The sequence below is a fragment of the Pseudomonas sp. FYR_7 genome, assembly GCF_043106155.1.
Taxonomy (GTDB): domain Bacteria; phylum Pseudomonadota; class Gammaproteobacteria; order Pseudomonadales; family Pseudomonadaceae; genus Aquipseudomonas; species Aquipseudomonas parafulva_B.
On the sequence record NZ_JBICMI010000061.1, the window covers coordinates 18,533 to 36,099 of the forward strand.

Genomic DNA, 17,567 nt, shown 5'->3' on the forward strand with positions numbered 1-17,567 from the left:
GCTAAAAACCATGTCCCAACCGTCGTCGCAACATCAGTTTGTCGAGAATCACACGGTCGATTACGTTCCACCTGCCGAGCGCCATGGGAAGGCGCGCGACCTGTTTACCCTCTGGTTCAGCACCAACATTGCGCCACTGCCCATCGTCACCGGCGCCATGGTGATCCAGGTGTTCCACCTGAACCTGTTGTGGGGGCTGATCGCCATCGTCATGGGGCACTTGCTGGGAGGCGTGGTGATTGCCCTGGCCTCTGCACAGGGGCCGCAGCTGGGCATCCCGCAGATGGTGCAGAGCCGGGGCCAGTTCGGACGCTACGGCGCGCTGCTGATCGTTTTCTTCACCGCGCTGATCTACGTGGGCTTCTTCATTTCCAACATCGTGCTGGCAGGCAAGACCATCCACGGCATCGCACCCACGGTCCCCATGCCCGGCGCGATCGTGATCGGCGCCTTGAGCGCCACCGCCATCGGCGTCGTGGGCTACCGTTTCATCCACATTCTGAACCGCATCGGCACTTGGGTCATGGGCTCGGCGTTGCTGGCGGGGTTCATCATGATGTTCACCCAAGTACTGCCGGGCGACTTCTTCAGCCGTGGTGCCTTCAACCTGTCCGGGTTCATCGCCACCGTGTCGCTGGGCACGATCTGGCAGATCAGCTTCTCGCCGTACACCTCCGACTATTCGCGCTACTTGCCGCGTGAGGTAGGGATCGCGCGTCCATTCTGGGCGACCTACTTCGGCGCCACCCTGGGCACTATCCTGTGCTTCAGCTTCGGGGCAGTGGCCGTGCTGTGCGTGCCCGAAGGCACCGATGCCATGGATGCCGTCAAACAGGCCACCGGCTGGCTCGGGCCAATCCTGATGGTGCTTTTCCTGCTCAACATCATCAGCCATAACGCCCTGAACCTGTACGGCGCCGTGCTTTCGATCGTGACAGCAATCCAGACGTTCTTCGCCCAGTGGACGCCGAGCATCAAGGTGCGTGTGGCGCTGGCCAGCGTCATCCTCGTGGCCTGCGCACTGGTGGCGCTCAATGCTTCGGCCGACTTCATCGGCCAGTTCATCGGGCTGATCCTGGCGCTTCTGCTGGTGCTGGTACCCTGGGCATCGATCAACCTGGTCGACTTCTACTTGATCAAGAAAGGCCAGTACGACATCGCCTCGATCTTCAGCGCCGATGGCGGCATCTATGGCCGTTTCAACCACCACGCGATCATTGCCTATGCCTGCGGCATCCTGGTGCAATTGCCATTCGCCAACACGGCGCTGTATGTCGGCCCATACTCGAACATCGTCGAAGGGGCCGATCTGTCGTGGCTGTTCGGTTTGTTGGTAACGGTGCCGCTGTACTACTGCCTGGCAACCCGTGGCAAGGCAGCGCAGAACGTGGGGCGGGTGGTCAGCGTCAGCAAGTGAGCCAGTGGCCTCACGTTGAGGGGCCGCTGGTCGGCCCCTCTCTGAGGATTACACCTTGAATTGCGCAACCATGGCATTGAGGTCTACCGCCAGGCGTGACAGATCCTGCGCTGCTGCGCTGGTCTGGTTGGCCCCGGCCGAGGTCTGCATTGACAGATCACGGATGTTGACCAGGTTGCGATCCACTTCTCGGGCCACCTGAGCCTGCTCCTCCGAGGCGCTTGCGATCACCAGGTTACGCTGGTTGATCGAGGCGATGGCTTCGGCGATGACCTCAAGCGCGCGCCCTGCACCTTGGGCCACCTCCAACGTACCGGCCGCCCGACCCTGACTGCTGGACATCGCCGTCACGGCGCGTTCGGTGCCGTTCTGGATGCCTGCGATCATCTGTTCGATTTCCGCAGTCGATTGTTGAGTGCGGTGGGCGAGGGCGCGCACCTCGTCGGCCACCACCGCGAACCCTCGGCCCGCTTCACCTGCCCGCGCCGCTTCGATGGCGGCGTTGAGTGCCAGGAGATTGGTCTGCCCTGCGATAGCGCCGATCACGTCCAGCACCCGGGTAATTTCATTGGCGCTGGTGGCCAGCTGCTGCACCTGCGCCGAAGTGCCGGTAACTTCGGCTACCAACTGCTCGATGGATTGCAATGCCTGGTTGACCTGGTCACGGCCGTCGCGGGTCGTGCGGTCTGCGTCTTTGGAAGCATCGGCCGTGCTCACGGCATTGCTGGCAACTTCTTCCACGGCGACGGTCATCTGGTTGACGGCCGTGGCAGCCTGGTCGATTTCGGCGCTTTGCTGGTGCAGACCACGGCTGGTGTCTTCGGTCACGGTGTGCAGCTCTTCGGACGCCGACGCCAGTTGGTCCGACGAGGCCGCAATGCGGGCAATGGTCTGGCGCAGGTTGGCTTGCATGCGGGCCAAGGCCTTCAGCAGCAAGGCGGGCTCGTCGCGGCCCTCAGCCTGGATGGGCTGGGTCAGGTCACCGGCCGCCACGCGCTCTGCGGCGGTAACGGCTTGGGCTAGCGGCACGATGATGCTGCGTGTGAGCAGGTAGGCGATCATCACCAGTGCCAGCAGGATCACAACCAGTGCCGTGATAATGGCCACCAATGCCTCATCGGCCACGTCGCTGCTCAGTTGGGATGCAGCTTCTGCGCCTTTGGCGTTGAAGGCGATGAGTGTGGACATGGCTTGCATCATCGTTTCGGCACGTGCCGTCAGCGGGCCGTTGATCAGCTGGCGAGCCCTGTCCATGCGCCCGGCCGAAAGCTCGGCCAGGACCGTTTCCTGGAGCTCATGGTAGTGCTGATAGGCGCTGCGAGCGGTTTCGAACAGCCCGCGGTCTTCGTTGGACACGATGGTGGCCACATAGGCCTCGAAGCCTTCATCCAATTCGCGTTCGATACTCTGGATCGTACTCAGGTAGCGGGTGCGCTCGCTGGCATTCTCTTCCAATGCACTGCGCAGGGTGAGGGCGCGAGTACGGCCCAGGTTGCTGTTGATTGCACTGAGCGACATGACGGTGGGCATCCAGGTCAGGCGGATTTCATCCGTGGACTCATCCATCTGCTGTGTTTCATACAGGGCGACCAGTCCCATGGTCAGGATCAGCATGCCCAACAAGGCAAACACGCAGGCTGCGCGAATGCCGATCTTCATGTTCCTGAAAAGCATCGAAAGCTCCTAGGGATGGTGTGCAGGGGGCGAGGCGCGTTGGCGCAAGCCCTTCGGGACGGCGCCAGGCTCTGGAGATGCTAAGGGGCGGGAGGGAGAGTGCGGTGGACTTGAATGCGCGGATGATGACATAAAGCCATTATTGTAGGACAGTCATGCAATGTAACGAGATGAGAGTGCAGATGCCCCTGCACTGGGTTCTTGAAGCGGCCTCTCACCGTCCACTTTGCTGACGCCGATACGCCCCCGGCTGTACGCCCACGGCCTTGGCGAAGGCACGCGTGAACGCCGCTACCGATTGATACCCCGCCTGAGCACCTACCTGTTCGACCGTATGGCCGGCGCGCAGCAACTGGCTGGCATGGCGCATGCGCAGTGCCAACAGCACTTGGCCGGGTGACTGCCCGGCCAGCTCGCTGAAACGCTTGAAGAACGCCGACCGCGACAAACCCGTGCACGCCGCCATGCGTTCCAGCGTCCAGATGGCCCCAGGCGCCTTGATCAACTGTTCGAGCAAGTCCGCAAACACTGGCTGGCGGGCAAGGGCGATCAGCCCACCCAGCGGCTGAGCGCCATGCACCTGTTGGCGCAGGGCATACAGGAACAACAGGTGCGTCAGTCGCTCCAGCAAGACTTGAGAGGGCCCGTTGGCGCGCCGGCATTCTTCCAGAATCAGATCGAACAAGGCGCGGGCAGCGCTACCTGCGGGGTCCTCGGCGCGCAGGATGATCAGATCGGACATTGCGTCGATGATCAGCGCCGAAAGGCCGCTGCTGAAATGGAAGAACCCACAGACCAGGCCCACCCCATCGCTCGCCTCGGCATCAAGGGGCTGCATGGGCTGGCGCGGTTGGGCGCAGGCCTGCGCGGCATCGGCTTCGCTGGCAAGCCGATAGCTCACATCACGCAGCAGGAACACGGCATCGCCGCGCTCCAGGCGCACCGGCTGCTCGAGGGTCTCTGCGTGCAGCCAGCAGCCACCTTGCACGACCAGGTGAAAACTGGCGTGGCCCATGCCGTGGGTGCTGGCGTGCCAGCCTCCACAGTAACGGCCGACATGAAACAGGCTGGCGTCTAGCTCGAGGCTTTCTAATAACCGCTCGACGAGATGGCTGGACGAAATCATCTAAGGCAAACACTCAGGAGCAAGTAAAAACGACTGATGAATATGGAGCGTACTTCTTATAACCAACAGACTGTACTGATACACGGCAAAGGAGAGTACCCCATGTCCTCGCGCATTACCCTACACGACCTGCAGACCGCACCAGAGGCGGCCAAGCCGTTCCTCGAAAACGCCCAGAAGAACTCGGGCTTCATCCCCAACCTGCTGCGTGTCCTGGCCAACGCCCCAGCCGCGCTGGAAACCTATGTCACCGTTTCGGCGTTGAACGGCAAGTCGGAGCTGACCTTGGCCGAGCGCGAAGTGGTGCAGTTGATCGCCGCCACCCAGCACGGTTGCGACTTCTGCGTGGCGGGCCATACGGCAGTGGCCCTGAACAAAGCCAAGCTGCCCCACGAAGTGGTCGACGCCCTGCGCGCGCGCGGCGAGCTTCCCGACGCGCGATACGAAACCCTGGCGGCGTTTGCCCGCGAAGTCATCGCCACCCGCGGCGATGTGAGCCCGGCGACTTACCAGGCTTTTCGCGACGCTGGCTTCACCGAGGGCAATGCGCTGGAAGTGATTCTGGGCGTCAGCCTCGCAACCCTGTGCAACTTTGCTAATGTGTTCGCCCAGACGCCGCTCAACGATGAGCTGGGTAAGTATCGCTGGCAACAGCCGTCTGCTTAGGACGCAGGCAACCCGCCGCACTGCGGTCGGTACTGGAACGGTCATTGGCCGTGAACGGGTCGCCAGGCGCCCGCGGCGTTTCAAAAGGAGCAAGAAAACATGCAAGAGTGCGCATTTCGACAGTGGCTGGATGCCAATGCCGAAGCCATCGACCGTGGCCAGTGCGAGCCGCAACAGGTGCTGTCCCAGATAGCGCAGTCGCAATTGCTGCGCGTTGGCATCGACCCTGCCCTGGGCGGTTCAGGTGGCCAGATCACCGACGCGGTGGAGGCCATCGCAACCATTGCCAGCCGTTCACTGGCCACGGCCTTCGTGTGCTGGGGGCAGCGGGCCTTCATCGAATACCTGCTGCAGAGCCCCAATACCGGGCTGCGCGAACGGCTGCTGCCTGCGCTGTTGAGCGGTGAGCTGGCCGGCGCCACGGGCTTGTCCAACGCCATGAAGTTTCTTTCGGGTATCGAGACGCTACAGGTGCGCGGTCGGCCCCAGGAGGATGGCTGGGATTTGGAAGGGCGGTTGCACTGGGTGACCAACCTGCGCAAGAGCGGCTTCGTTGTAGCCGCTGCCATCGAGGATGACGCCGGTGGCGCCCCCTTCGTGCTGGCCATTCCGTCCGATGCACAAGGTCTTGAGCGCTCTGACGACCTGCAACTGATGGGCTTGCAGTCGAGTAACACCGCTGCGCTGGCCTTCCACCAGGTGCAATTGTCGCGTGACTGGTTGCTGCACGACAACGCCCGCCAATTCCTGCCCCGTGTCCGGCCGGCTTTCCTGGGGCTGCAGTGCGGCATGGCCATCGGCCTGGCGCGCAGGGCGCTGGAAGAAGTCCAGGGTCACCTGCACGGGCGCGCTTCGTTCCTGGATGAAGCCAGGCAGGTACTCAGTGCTCGCCTGGAGAACACCGTGAGTGAGCTCAAGCAAGGGCTGCTCGATGAGCGCTTCAGGGAGCAGCCGGCAGCGCTGTTCAAATTGCGCATCACCCTGGCCGAGTGCGCCGCCGATGCCGTGCAGCTTGAGCTACAGGCCAGCGGCGGCAAAGCTTACCTGTGCGAATATGGCGAAGGCTTCGCGCGGCGCTGGCGTGAGTCAGCCTTCGTGCCCATCGTCACGCCCAGCCTGGTGCAACTGCGCGCTGAACTTCATCGCCAGGCAGCATCGGCATGACCCACGTTGTGCTACAAGCCAAGGACATCAGCCTGGGCTACCCCCGTGCCGAGGGCTGGCAGCAGGTACTGGCCCGGTTCGACCTGCAACTGGCCCCAGGCGAGGTGGTGAGCATCCTGGGCCCCAGCGGTGTCGGCAAGTCCAGCCTGCTGCGCGTGCTTGCGGGCCTTCAGCAACCCCAAGGCGGGCACGTAATGTTGCACGGCCAGCCGCTGCAGGGCCCGCATCCGCGCCTGGCGGTGGCCTTTCAGGACCCAAGCCTGCTGCCTTGGCTGAGCCTGGAGAAGAATGTCGCCTTCGGCCTGGACTTCGCCCGCCAGCCAACGCTTGCCGCAGACGAGCGTCGGGCACGCGTCGACCATGCCATTGCTGCCGTAGGCCTGGACCATGCACGCAACCAGTATCCGGCCCAGCTCTCCGGCGGCATGGCCCAGCGCACGGCATTGGCCCGTTGCCTGGCGCGCCAGCCAGAAGTGCTGCTGCTCGACGAGCCGTTCGGCGCGCTGGACGAGGTGACCCGCGCCGACATGCAGCAACTGCTGCTGCAATTGATCGCCACGCACAACACCGCGGCGGTCCTGATTACACATGACATCGACGAAGCCCTGCTGTTGTCCGACCGCGTATTGCTACTGGGCGACCACCCAGCGCACACGCTCGGGCAATGGCTCGTCGACCTGCCGCAACCCCGGACGCAGCAGGTCGAGGCATTGGGCGCCTTGCGCATCGAGATTCTCAAAACCCTTCGGCGGGCAAGCCGCACAGTCGAACCCCAACCCACCCCCTTGCCCTCGGAGGCTGTCCATGTGCATGGATGACTGCTGCGCCGCTTCTTCGCGTCGCGATTTTCTCAAGATGAGCGCACTGCTGACCGCAGCGGGCGCATTGCCGCTGCTGTCCAGCTTGCAGGCACGCGCCGCCGCCGAACCCGATGCGCCTGTGCGCATCGGTTATCTGCCCATCACCGATGCCACCCCGTTGCTGGTGGCGCACAACAATGGCCTGTTCGAGGCCGAAGGCGTCAAGGCCGAACGGCCGGTCTTGCTGCGCAGTTGGGCACAGGTGATCGAAGCGTTCATTTCCGGGCAGGTCAACGTCATCCATCTGTTGTCCCCGATGACGGTATGGGCGCGTTACGCAAGCAAGGTGCCGGCCAAAGTGGTGGCCTGGAACCATGTGGGCGGCTCGGGGCTGACGGTGGCGCCAGATATTACCGACATGAAACAGCTCGGTGGCAAGACCGTGGCCATTCCGTTCTGGTATTCGATTCATAACGTTGTGCTGCAACAGATGCTCGCGGACAGTGGCCTGACCGCCGTGTCCAAACCCGCCACAGCAGCGCTTGCCGCCAACGAAGTGAACCTGCTGGTGCTGCCTCCCTCGGACATGCCCCCGGCCCTGGCCAGCAAGCGCATCGCCGGCTACATCGTCGCCGAACCGTTCAACGCCTTGGCCGAAAACCTCAAGGTCGGGCGCGTGCAGCGCTTCACCGGGGACGTCTGGCGCAACCACGCCTGCTGCGTGGTGTTCATGCATGAACACGACCTGAACAACCGGCCGAACTGGTCGCAGAAGGTGGTCAACGCCATCGTCAAGGCCCAGCAATGGACCCGCGAGCACCGGGCCGAGGCGGCTGCTTTGCTGTCCAAGGCAGGCCCTAACAAGTACACCCCACACGACCCCGCGGTGTTGACCAGAGTGCTGGCACCTGCTGCCAGCGACCGTGCCGACTACATCGCCACCGGTGCCATACAACACCAGCAGTGGGATGAGAAACGCATCGACTTCCAGCCTTATCCGTACCCCAGCTACACCCAGGAGCTCGTCACACGGCTCAAGCGCACCTTGATCGAAGGCAACAACGCGTTTCTCGCCGACCTGGACCCGGCACACGTGGCCGGTGACCTGGTAGACGACCGTTTTGTGCGCAATGCCATCGCCAGCGTCGGGGGGCCTTCGGTCTTCGGTATTGCCGACACCTTCGAGCGCAGCGAGGAGTTCGCGGTCTGATGCGCAAGCATGTGGTGCATGCCAGCCTGGGGCTGGCCGGGTTGCTGGGGTTGCTGCTGGTCTGGTGGGCAGGGGTGGCAGCCTTCGGCCAGCCCGATGGCCTGTCGGCACGCTTCTCGCCCTCGGCCACCTTTACCAGCCTGATCGAGCTGCTTGGGCAAGGCGAGGTGTACGGACATATCTGGGTCAGCCTCAAACGCATCCTGATCGGTTTGCTGCTGGCGCTGCTGATCGGTGTGCCCCTTGGGCTGCTGGTGGGCAGCTACCGGCACCTGGAGGCGGCGACTACCCCTGCGTTCCAGTTCCTGCGCATGATCTCGCCGCTGTCGTGGATGCCGGTCGTGGTGATGCTGATGGGGGTGGGCGATCAGCCCATCTACTTCCTGCTGGCGTTCGCTGCGCTGTGGCCGATCCTGCTCAATACCGCTGCCGGGGTGCGGCAACTGGACCCGCGCTGGCTGCAGCTCAGCCGAAGCCTGAGCGCCACCCGTTGGGAAACCCTGTGCAAGGTGATTGTCCCCGGCGTGATCGGGCACGTGCTCACAGGGGTACGGCTGGCCATCGGCATTTTGTGGATCGTGCTGGTGCCCTGCGAGATGCTCGGGGTGAGCGCAGGCTTGGGATACTTCATTCTCGATACACGCGACCGCCTGGCCTATTCCGAGCTGATGGCCATGGTGCTGCTGATCGGGGTGCTGGGCTTTGCCCTGGATGCGCTGGCCCGCGGCCTGCATCGACGTTGGGTGCATGCCTGAGTGCGGACGACCTGCGCCTTGTCACGGGCGCAGGAGCAGGGGAATCAATGTACCGTCAGGCGTTGCTGCACGCAGGCCTGGGCCTGAAGGGCTAGCTCATCCAGACGCTCGTCCCGACGCTGTTCGGCCTCAATCATGGCGTCTTCGCCGTGCTGGTTCAGCAGATAGGTGTGGATTTGCATGACTTCGGTCGTCTGGTAGATAGGCGCGATGTCCAAGCGCCCGATCAGGGCATCACCGCCTTGCCCGGTACTGCTCATCAGTACCTGTGGGCCGTTGGCCGAGACCGCTTGCATGCCCATGACTTCGAACCACGGCACCTGGTGGGCAAAGGCATTCAGTTCAATGTAGCGGTACTGAGCCTGCAGGTCGGCCAGCAAGGCGCGCGCGATCCCCTGGCGGCGGTGCGTGGGCGCTACAGCGAGAAATGCCAGGGCACAGGCCTGGTCGTCGTTGTCGGCTGGCAATGCCAGAGCAAAGCCCAGTAACTGGTCCGGGGCATCGGCATCGAGTGCCAGAGTCAGGGCAACGCGCAGCCCGCGGGTACCATCGAGTGCTTGCAGATACTGGTGCACCTCCATGCCTACACCGTACTGGTACAAGGGGTACAACGGGTTATCAGGCGTAATGGCGACACTGCTCAGCTCACCCACTTCGTGGATGACCAGTTCACGGATCTGGTTCTGGAACGACTCGGGTGGCACGCTGGACAGGCGGCTCAGGATGTACATCGGCAAACAGGCTCCGGCGAATGGAATACAGCCCGCAACATGAGTGCGCGGGCTGTACAGTCTACCCGTTTTTGCCGTTATCGCCGTGGGCGCGCATGGCGTCGATCATCAAGTCCAGGTTCTGCACGGCAGCCCCGGCAGCCCCTTTGCCCAGGTTATCGAAGACGGCGGTCAACAGCACTTGGCCTTGCGAGGGGTTGGCGTACAGGGCCAGGCGCAGATCATCGGTCCCGTTGAGCGCCTGCGGGTCGAGGCGCTCGGCTGTGCCCTGGGTTTGCAGCGGCATCACCTTCACGTGGCGGGCGCCTTGGTAGTGCTGCTCCAGACACGCCTGCAACTGCTGCGCGCTGACCTGGCCGGGCAGCAAGCGCAGGTGCAGGGCGATGCTGAGGACGATGCCCTGGCGATAGGCGCCGTAGGCGGGCATGAACATAGGGCGGGCCGATAGACCGGCATGGGCCTGGATCTCGGGCACATGCTTGTGCGCCAGGTCCAGCCCGTACATGAGCCAGGCCGAGGCGGCGCTACCGTCCTGCTGCTCGTGCCGCTGCACCGCTGCGCGCCCGCCGCCGGAATACCCCGAGATGGCATGGATGGCCAGCGGGTAGTCGGCAGGTACCAAGCCTGCCGCGATCAGGGGGCCGAGCAATGCGATCGCGCCCGTCGGGTAGCAGCCAGGGTTACTGACCCGGGTACTTTGGCCGATATGCGCAGCCTGGTCCCGATTCAATTCGGCGAAACCGTAAGTCCAACCTGGCGCGGTGCGGTGGGCGGAGCTGGCATCGATCACCCGTACACCGGGGTTGTGGATCGCGCTCACCGCTTCGCGTGCAGCGTCATCGGGCAGGCAAAGTATGGCGATGTCGGCACGGTTGATGGCCTCGCTGCGGTACCTGAGGTCCTTGCGCTGCGCGTCGGCAAGTGTCAGCAGGCGCAGGTCCGTGCGAGCGTGCAGGCGGGCATGGATTTGCAGCCCGGTGGTGCCTTGATCGCCATCGATGAAAACAAGAGGTAGATGCATGTTCACGTGTCCAGGCGGGTAGGTCGGACACCAGAGTCGCTCAAGCTGGGCATAAAGAAAATTTACATTTCATGACGGGCACGTTCAGTTATTCTGAATCTTCCGACGTTTACCTCAAGGAAGCCGTAGCCCTGTGCGTGAAATCAGCCTTGACCGCCTGCGTACGCTGGTGGTGATCAGCCAGCTTGGGTCTTTTGCGGCGGCAGCCCGTCAGCTCAATCTGGCACCCCCCACCATTAGCCTGCATGTGGCCGAGCTGGAGTCGCGGGTGGGCGCCACGCTGCTGACCCGCACACGCGGCCAGGTTCGACCGACAGTCATCGGCGAAACCCTGCTGGTGCGCGCCAGACGCCTGCTTGCCGATGCCGAAATGGCTCTGGATGAGGTGCGCAATCAAGTGCAAGGCCTGACAGGCCGCGTGCGGCTGGGCGCATCGACCGGGGCCATCGCGCACCTGCTGCCCGAGGCGCTTAAGCACCTTCGCAGTGAACACCCTGGCATCGACGTGCAGGTGCAAGTGCTCACTTCACAAGCGTCCCTGGTGCAGCTGCGTGAAGGGCTGCTGGACATTGGCCTGGTGGCGCTACCACAAGTGGCGGGCAAGGGCCTGGCGGTCACCGCTTGGCGCCGAGACCCCATCCTGGCCTATATGCCGGCTGACTGGCAGCCGCCGGCAGCTGTCACCCCCCAGTGGCTGGCCGAGCGGCCTTTGATTCTCAATGACAGCAGCACGCAGTTGTCGCGGGTCTGCACCGAATGGTTCGCAGCGGCCGGGCTGCACCCACAGCCGCGCATCGAGTTGAACTACAACGACGCGGTCAAGCGCCTGGTTGGCGCCGGGTACGGTGCTACGTTGCTGCCGCAGGAAGGTGAAGCGGTGGAGGCGGACCCGCGTCTGGTCTGTCGACCCTTGCGGCCTGGGTTGTGGCGGCAGTTGGGGATCGCCTGCCGGGACGCCAGGCAGGAGAGGGCTACTACCTTTGTGCTCCAGGCACTAGAGCGGCTTGGTCAGTAGTATGGGAAGGCGCAGTAGCGGTGAATGCTGGGGATGACGGGTTGAGCATCTACCGGAGCAGGGCTGCGCAGCAGCCCCGGATCTATAGCTCGCCCCGGCCAGGCCGACGAGCCGGCAAGTCCGTTTCGAAACTTAAGAATCTGCCGGTCTGTGCAAGACAGGCAATCCTCAACACAGTCCTAGAACCAGCGATCGTTCTTTTTCCGCCCACGGGTCAAGGCCGGCAGGATGAGACCCACCAACAAACCGGCCCCTGCGATGCTGCCGCCATACACCATGTAGCGCATCATCACCTGCTTGTTCTCGTCACCCAGGCGCGCTTGAGCGTCGCGAAGGTTCGATTGGCTCTGGTCCAGCTGCTCGTTCAAGTCCTTGTTGCGCGCCTGGAGTTCATCGACCAGTTGCTTGCGCGAATCCAGGGTTTCCTGCATACCCTGCACCCGGTTTTTCCAGCTGTCATCGATGGTCTTCAATTGCCCTGTCAGCTCGGCCACCTGAGCATCGAGCTGAGGCAGGCGCTCATTCTGACCGGGCACTGATTGCAGGTCACTGGAAAGGATCCACACCACATCACCGTTTTGTCCACGAACCTGACTGTAGTTGCCCTGTGTACCGATTAGCGTCAGTGGCTGCCCGGACTTTAGCGTACCGACGATACGGTGGCCGTCAGTCGGGCCACTGCGTACGTAGGTGCTGAGGCTGTCACTGACCCAGCGTGCATCGCTGGCTGGCGCCTCGGCGTGCGCGGGCGTGACAAGCGCCAGCGCGCTGGTAAGCAGACCGCCGCGCAGGGCAGTGAGGGCAAAGGCAGTTGGGCGGGAGTCGGGCATTTTGGGGTCTTCGCTGAAACTGGACAAATGTAGGCCGGTGGATGGGCCGCGAACCGGTCGGGGAGTGAACCGTCAGCGAAAGACCGTTTTTTTGTAAGCTGGTTCACCGATAGCATCGCGAAAAGTCTTCAACATGTTGCGCAATTGGATGAGCTGCGCAGCAGTGGGCATCAGATCAATCTGGATGATCGTCAGGCACGCCGATCGTCAATTCATCAGGCAGGGGCAGTAAGGGCGAGGCCTGCAGGGCCCACCAGGCATTTTTTCTGTAGACCGGCTCGAATTGGTAAACCTGCCCGCGGCAGGGCGGCGTACCTGGGTCGAGCAGGTGTCGCCCCTGAAGAAGAAAGCCGACGCCGTTGGCTCCCAGAATGCAGCCAAACGCCTGGTCGGTATCGAACCAGGCGACTCTACCTTGCAGGAGGTCATTCATGCGCGCTGCGCTCATTCGGCTGGGAGACGCTGACGATATTGCGTCGGTCGCTGGCAATACGAAACTGGCACTTTTACCAGTTTCGCGGGTAGGTATCAGAGCGACCGATCTGCTGACCTCACGATTCGGTCAGCTCCTTGGTTGCAACCGCTTTCACCGAGGCTTTCTTCTCCTGAACGACGATGTAGAACTCTTCGCCATGCTTGACTGCGCCATACAACACGGCCTTTTCGATCAGCTCGGTTCCGCGAAGATGGCGCAGCATCATGGGGTCCTTGCGCAGGTCGCGATAAAGCGCCAGGCACAGCAGCACCATGACCAGTACGAAGGGCAGGGCCACTACGATGGTCAGGTTCTGCAGCCCGGTCAGGGCTTTGTCTGGCGCGCTGGGGTCACCGATGGCCAGCATGATGGCTGCGACCGTGCCGGTGAGCGCTCCCCAGAAAATCACCGTGCGCCGCGAAGGGGAAGTGGTGCCATGTTCGGACAGCGTCCCCATGACCAGTGACGCCGCGTCGGCACCGGAGACGAAGAAGATACCGACCAGGATCATCACCAGGACCGACGTGGCAGAGGCCAACGGGTAACTGGCGAGCAATTGGTACAGCGCATGGTTGCTGTTGACCGCACCATCCGCCAGTACGAAGGCGCCTTCGCGCAAGGCATCGATGGCCGCCCCGCCGAAGATGGTGAACCACACCAGGCTGACCAGGCTCGGCACCAGCAACACCCCGGTGACGAACTGGCGAATGGTGCGCCCCCGGCTGATACGGGCGATGAACATGCCAACGAAAGGCGTCCAGGAAATCCACCACGCCCAATAGAACACCGTCCAGCCGGCCAGCCAGGCGTTCATGGGTTCGCCGCCGCTTGCATTGGTCCGCGCCATCATTTCCGGCAGCATCTTGATGTAGATGCCGATCGATGTCGGCAGCAGGTTCAGCATCAGCAAGGTAGGCCCGACCAGGAACACGAACACGGCGAGCATCAGTGCGAGCACCATGTTGGTATTGGACAGCCACTGGATACCCTTGCCGATGCCCGATACGGCCGAGGTGACGAAGGCAATGGTCAGCACGGTGATCAGTGCGATGTAGAACAGCTTGCCGGGGTGCTCGATCCAGCCTTTGTATTCGAGGCCGCCTGCAATTTGCAGCGCACCAAGCCCCAACGAGGCGGCCGAGCCGAACAGCGTGGCAAAGATTGCCATCATGTCGATCAGACGGCCGAGCGGGCCATTGGCATGCTTGCCGATCAAGGGCCTGAAGGCTGCGGATATCAGTTGGGAGCGGCCGCGCCTGAAGGTGCCGTAAGCGATGGCGAGCCCGACGATGGCATACATCGCCCAAGGGTGCAGCGTCCAGTGAAACAGGGTGGTGGCCATGGCCACCTGCATCGCTTCGCTCGACTGTCCAGTGGTCGAGCCCGGCGGCGGGGAAACGTAGTGCGACAACGGCTCGGCCACGCCGAAGAACATCAGGCCGATCCCCATGCCGGCACTGAACATCATCGCCACCCACGACACCGTTCGAAACTCAGGTAGTTCTCCATCCCGGCCCAGCGGTACGCGACCATATCGACTGGCAGCCAGCCACAGCACGAACACGACGAACACAGTGGAGGTCAGTACGAAGAACCAGCCGAAGTTGAGAATGACCCACGACTGCGCACTGGACGCGCTACTGGCCAAATTGACTTGGTTGAGGAAACCCCACAGCACGAACGCGATGGCCAACAGGCTGGTCAAGCCGAATACGACCCAGTCGAGCTTGCCCTCCAGGCGCCGGTCCTGTCGGGCTTCGTCGGTTTTGGAGGGGTCGGTAACGCCAAGATCGGGTGTCTCTGCGGAGTGTTCCTTTACCATGAAGTGGGAGCCCTGTGTGGCGTGCCTGCTGAAACAGGCTTGTTGTTGTAGAGGCGAGCGCGTGGTGGCGTTCTCGGCAGGGTGGTTTGCCGGGCGATTATCCTGCGCGTCAAATCCCGCTGCCTGTCCCGGTTGCGCCGTGGGGCTTCCATTGCGCGACCTGCTGGTCACTTTTAGTTCTTGGGCGGATGACCCTTTCTGTGCCGTGTTCTGTTAACCTGATCGACATCACCCGGGCCTGCTTGTCCGAGTAGCGTGGACACGCTGCTGCTCGTGGCCTGCGCCGCATCAGGAAACGGAGATTCGTCAACATGGCCACTGATCGTGTGAGCCTGATTCATTTCGATAAATTGAGCATGAGCCCCGCTGCGGCCGATCGCTTCCAGCAGGCCCTCGACGCCCTGGAAACGCTGAAACTGCAGGATCGTTATGTCTACCTCATCGCGCCTTATCTGGGTGATATCGCCGACGCCTCCGATGCTGAACAATTGGCCACTGCCGTCGAGCAAGGCCTGCGCGTGGTCGACGAGCTGCTGAGCGGCAAGTCGGTCACCAAGGCCAAGGCCGACGAGGTGCGCGAGGTTTTCCAGCGGGCAGGGGCGCGCGCGCGGCTGGAACTGACCGCCTGAAGCAGCTTATTGTCTAGGGCCCAGCACAGGGATCGAGGTATCACAGCGTCGTCTGCCGGAGGTCTCGCATGATCAAGGGTTGGGTTGGCCTGTTGTGCCTTGGGCTACTGCCACTGCTGGCAATGGCTGCCGAGCCGTGTAAACGGCTAACCGCCACTGGAAACCCGGAATATCCCCCCTACCTTTGGCATGACCCCCTGGACCCGCACCATCTGATTGGGGCCAATGCGGATCTGGTCACGCGCCTGGCCAACAGCCTTGGCCTGGAAATCGACGTCCTCTATGTAGGCCCTTGGTCCAGGGCCCAGGAAGAGGTTCGTACCGGCAGGGTCGACCTGATGGCCGGCTACTTCATCACCGACGCCCGCCAGCAGCAAATGGACTTCATCCTGCCGGCGTTTCTCTACACGCCGAGCGTGATCTGGGCCCGTCAGGGGCATGGCTTCGTCTACGGGCAATGGTCGGACCTGCAGGGGCTCAAGGGTGGAACGCTGGTCAATAACAGTCACGGCCAGCCGTTCGATGCTTACGCCAAGCAGCACCTGACGCTCGAAGCGGTGCCCAGCGCCAGGCAAGCTTTCGAAAAGCTGATGCACGGGCGCAGTGACTATGTGATCTATGAGCAGTACCCAGGCCTAGCCCTGGCGCGCACCTTGGGCATCGACCAGCAGGTGCTGGTGCTGCAGCCGCCTGTCTCCAGCGAAGGCCTGTACCTGGCCCTGTCCAAGGCTTCGCCGTGCAATCAGCCGGCGCTGCGCGAAGCCCTGAGCCGGGCGATGCAGCAGCTCAACGCGCAGGAGGTACCGCAGCAGCTGCTCAAACTCAACCTGGAGCGCAGCCGCTAAGGCCTTCCGGTGCTCGAATGCGCGGCATGGGTCAGCGCATCTGCAGGATGATCGGACTAGGGCTGGCAGGATCGGTATCTTTGCGCAGCTTGGCCACTGCCGCGGCTTCGACGGCGTTGCCGTGGTTACCCCAGGCACTTCGGATATAGCTCAGCACCTCTGCTGTTTCCTGATCGCTCAGTTGTGCACGCATGGCGGGCATGCGGTAGGCATCGGGCCTGCCATCGGCCACGGCCCGCTGCGACCCGTTCAGGGTGATGTTGATGGCTGAAGCAGCCTCCTTTGCAAGCAACGAAGTGGCGCCGGCCAAGGGCGGCATCCACTCACCCTGGCCCTTGCCGTCCATGCCGTGGCAGGTAGCACAGCGCGCCATGTACGTGCGTACGCCTGGGCGCTCCAGCTGGGCGAGCGTCGGCTCAGGCTGGTACTGCCAGGGTTTGCCATCTCGGGATGGATCGCCGGGCAGTGCCTTGAGGTAGTGGGCGATGGCCTGTAGATCGCCATCGGTCATGAACTGCGTGGAGTTGTTGAATGCCTCGGTCATCGAGCCGAAGACCACGGCATGTCGATTGCGACCGGTCTTGAGAAACTGCACCACCTCAGCTTCGTTCCAGCGGCCAAGGCCGGTGTTAGGGTCATTGCGCAAACTGGGCGCGTACCAGCCGTCGAGCAAGGCGCCTGCGAGATACGGGGCGCCTGACTCGTCGAAGGCTTTTTCATTGAAAGCCAGGCCTCGGGGGGTATGGCAGCTGCCGCAGTGCCCAGGCCCCTGCACGATGTAGGCGCCGCGATTCCACAGTGCATTCTGGTCGTCCTTCGCCACGTAAGGGCTCGCAGGTGCGAACGCGCCGTTCCACAGGGCGATGGGCCAGCGTAGGTTCAATGGCCAAGGTATGTCGCCAGGCGTGTTCGGCTGTCGTGCAGGCTGAACACTGCGCATGAAGAAGGCGTAAAGCGCACGTATGTCGTCGTCGCTGAGCTTGGCGTAGGAGGGGTACGGCATGGCGGGATAGAGGCGGCGCCCGCCAGGCGCCACACCGTGGCGCACGGCCCGGTCGAAGTCGGCCAGCGAGTAGGCGCCGATGCCTGTCTCCGGGTCGGGTGTGATGTTGGTGGCGTGGATCGTGCCAAGCGGGGTAGCCATCTCGAGCCCCCCGGCCATCGGCGGTTCGCCAGGCAGGCTGTGGCAGGCGACGCAATCGCCCAGCCTTGCGACGTATTCCCCGCGACTGATCAATGCCGGGTCGTCGGTGGCGCGTGCCTGCTCATCAGAGAACGGCGAGGCAGGTTCACGGGTGACGTACCAACCGGCCAGGCCGGCGGCGACCGCGCAGGGCAGCAACAGCCAGCCAAGGGTTCTAGCAGTACGAGGGTGCATGGCGGCGTC

17 protein-coding genes are annotated in these 17,567 nt (G+C 63.0%); 9 read left to right on the forward strand and 8 right to left on the reverse strand.

The window, feature by feature from the left end:
- Positions 1-10 precede the first annotated feature (10 nt).
- Positions 11-1,417 (forward strand): purine-cytosine permease family protein, encoded by a 1,407-nt coding sequence (locus ACF8R3_RS15130; protein ID WP_392515825.1) that lies wholly within the window; start codon positions 11-13, stop codon positions 1,415-1,417.
- A gap of 48 nt (positions 1,418-1,465) precedes the next feature.
- On the opposite strand, the gene ACF8R3_RS15135 is transcribed toward ACF8R3_RS15130, so the two are convergent.
- Both ACF8R3_RS15135 and ACF8R3_RS15140 read right to left on the reverse strand, forming a co-directional pair.
- Positions 1,466-3,091 carry a methyl-accepting chemotaxis protein gene (locus ACF8R3_RS15135; RefSeq protein ID WP_392515826.1) on the reverse strand — a complete coding sequence of 542 codons (1,626 nt, stop codon included), beginning with the start codon at positions 3,089-3,091 and terminating at the stop codon, positions 1,466-1,468.
- 214 nt (positions 3,092-3,305) lie between these two features.
- Positions 3,306-4,217: an AraC family transcriptional regulator gene (locus tag ACF8R3_RS15140; protein WP_058638357.1), complete on the reverse strand. Its 912-nt coding sequence runs from the start codon at positions 4,215-4,217 to the stop codon at positions 3,306-3,308.
- 102 nt (positions 4,218-4,319) lie between these two features.
- On the opposite strand from ACF8R3_RS15140, the gene ACF8R3_RS15145 reads away from it, so the two are divergent.
- From ACF8R3_RS15145 to ACF8R3_RS15165, 5 genes are all read left to right on the forward strand, one after another.
- Complete coding sequence (locus ACF8R3_RS15145) at positions 4,320-4,883, forward strand: carboxymuconolactone decarboxylase family protein (protein ID WP_023535132.1); 564 nt, start codon at positions 4,320-4,322, stop codon at positions 4,881-4,883.
- A gap of 99 nt (positions 4,884-4,982) precedes the next feature.
- Complete coding sequence (locus tag ACF8R3_RS15150; RefSeq protein WP_058638356.1) at positions 4,983-6,047, forward strand: acyl-CoA dehydrogenase family protein; 1,065 nt, start codon at positions 4,983-4,985, stop codon at positions 6,045-6,047.
- Complete coding sequence (locus tag ACF8R3_RS15155; protein ID WP_058605890.1) at positions 6,044-6,865, forward strand: ABC transporter ATP-binding protein; 822 nt, start codon at positions 6,044-6,046, stop codon at positions 6,863-6,865. The genes ACF8R3_RS15150 and ACF8R3_RS15155 overlap by 4 nt, the downstream gene beginning before the upstream one ends.
- On the forward strand, positions 6,852-8,057 hold the full coding sequence (locus tag ACF8R3_RS15160; protein ID WP_392515827.1) for an ABC transporter substrate-binding protein: 1,206 nt from the start codon (positions 6,852-6,854) through the stop codon (positions 8,055-8,057). The genes ACF8R3_RS15155 and ACF8R3_RS15160 overlap by 14 nt, the downstream gene beginning before the upstream one ends.
- Positions 8,057-8,812, forward strand: a complete 756-nt coding sequence (locus ACF8R3_RS15165; RefSeq protein WP_058638355.1) for an ABC transporter permease — start codon at positions 8,057-8,059, stop codon at positions 8,810-8,812. Before ACF8R3_RS15160 ends, ACF8R3_RS15165 begins: the two co-directional genes overlap by 1 nt.
- Before the next feature lie 44 nt (positions 8,813-8,856).
- Here the strand turns inward: ACF8R3_RS15165 and ACF8R3_RS15170 are convergent, their stop codons facing one another.
- Both ACF8R3_RS15170 and argC read right to left on the reverse strand, forming a co-directional pair.
- On the reverse strand, positions 8,857-9,543 hold the full coding sequence (locus tag ACF8R3_RS15170; protein ID WP_058638354.1) for a GNAT family N-acetyltransferase: 687 nt from the start codon (positions 9,541-9,543) through the stop codon (positions 8,857-8,859).
- 61 nt (positions 9,544-9,604) lie between these two features.
- A complete protein-coding gene (gene argC, locus ACF8R3_RS15175) occupies positions 9,605-10,564 on the reverse strand; it encodes an N-acetyl-gamma-glutamyl-phosphate reductase (protein ID WP_392515828.1) in 960 nt (319 codons plus the stop codon).
- Positions 10,565-10,697: 133 nt separating this feature from the next.
- Here argC and ACF8R3_RS15180 point away from each other — a divergent pair, with 133 nt between their 5' ends.
- Complete coding sequence (locus ACF8R3_RS15180) at positions 10,698-11,579, forward strand: LysR family transcriptional regulator (protein WP_392515829.1); 882 nt, start codon at positions 10,698-10,700, stop codon at positions 11,577-11,579.
- 179 nt (positions 11,580-11,758) lie between these two features.
- On the opposite strand, the gene ACF8R3_RS15185 is transcribed toward ACF8R3_RS15180, so the two are convergent.
- From ACF8R3_RS15185 to ACF8R3_RS15195, 3 genes are all read right to left on the reverse strand, one after another.
- A complete protein-coding gene (locus tag ACF8R3_RS15185; RefSeq protein ID WP_196127555.1) occupies positions 11,759-12,409 on the reverse strand; it encodes a TIGR04211 family SH3 domain-containing protein in 651 nt (216 codons plus the stop codon).
- A gap of 175 nt (positions 12,410-12,584) precedes the next feature.
- Complete coding sequence (locus ACF8R3_RS15190) at positions 12,585-12,842, reverse strand: hypothetical protein (RefSeq protein ID WP_196125825.1); 258 nt, start codon at positions 12,840-12,842, stop codon at positions 12,585-12,587.
- A 118-nt stretch (positions 12,843-12,960) separates the two neighbouring features.
- Positions 12,961-14,706 carry a BCCT family transporter gene (locus ACF8R3_RS15195; protein WP_392515830.1) on the reverse strand — a complete coding sequence of 582 codons (1,746 nt, stop codon included), beginning with the start codon at positions 14,704-14,706 and terminating at the stop codon, positions 12,961-12,963.
- A 311-nt stretch (positions 14,707-15,017) separates the two neighbouring features.
- On the opposite strand from ACF8R3_RS15195, the gene ACF8R3_RS15200 reads away from it, so the two are divergent.
- Both ACF8R3_RS15200 and ACF8R3_RS15205 read left to right on the forward strand, forming a co-directional pair.
- On the forward strand, positions 15,018-15,335 hold the full coding sequence (locus ACF8R3_RS15200; RefSeq protein WP_058605375.1) for a hypothetical protein: 318 nt from the start codon (positions 15,018-15,020) through the stop codon (positions 15,333-15,335).
- A gap of 68 nt (positions 15,336-15,403) precedes the next feature.
- Positions 15,404-16,180, forward strand: a complete 777-nt coding sequence (locus ACF8R3_RS15205; protein WP_197844042.1) for an ABC transporter substrate-binding protein — start codon at positions 15,404-15,406, stop codon at positions 16,178-16,180.
- 31 nt (positions 16,181-16,211) lie between these two features.
- On the opposite strand, the gene ACF8R3_RS15210 is transcribed toward ACF8R3_RS15205, so the two are convergent.
- The gene (locus tag ACF8R3_RS15210) at positions 16,212-17,558 is read right to left on the reverse strand and encodes a cytochrome c (RefSeq protein WP_078478521.1); all 1,347 of its coding nucleotides are present in this window, start codon (positions 17,556-17,558) and stop codon (positions 16,212-16,214) included.
- Positions 17,559-17,567: the final 9 nt, after the last annotated feature.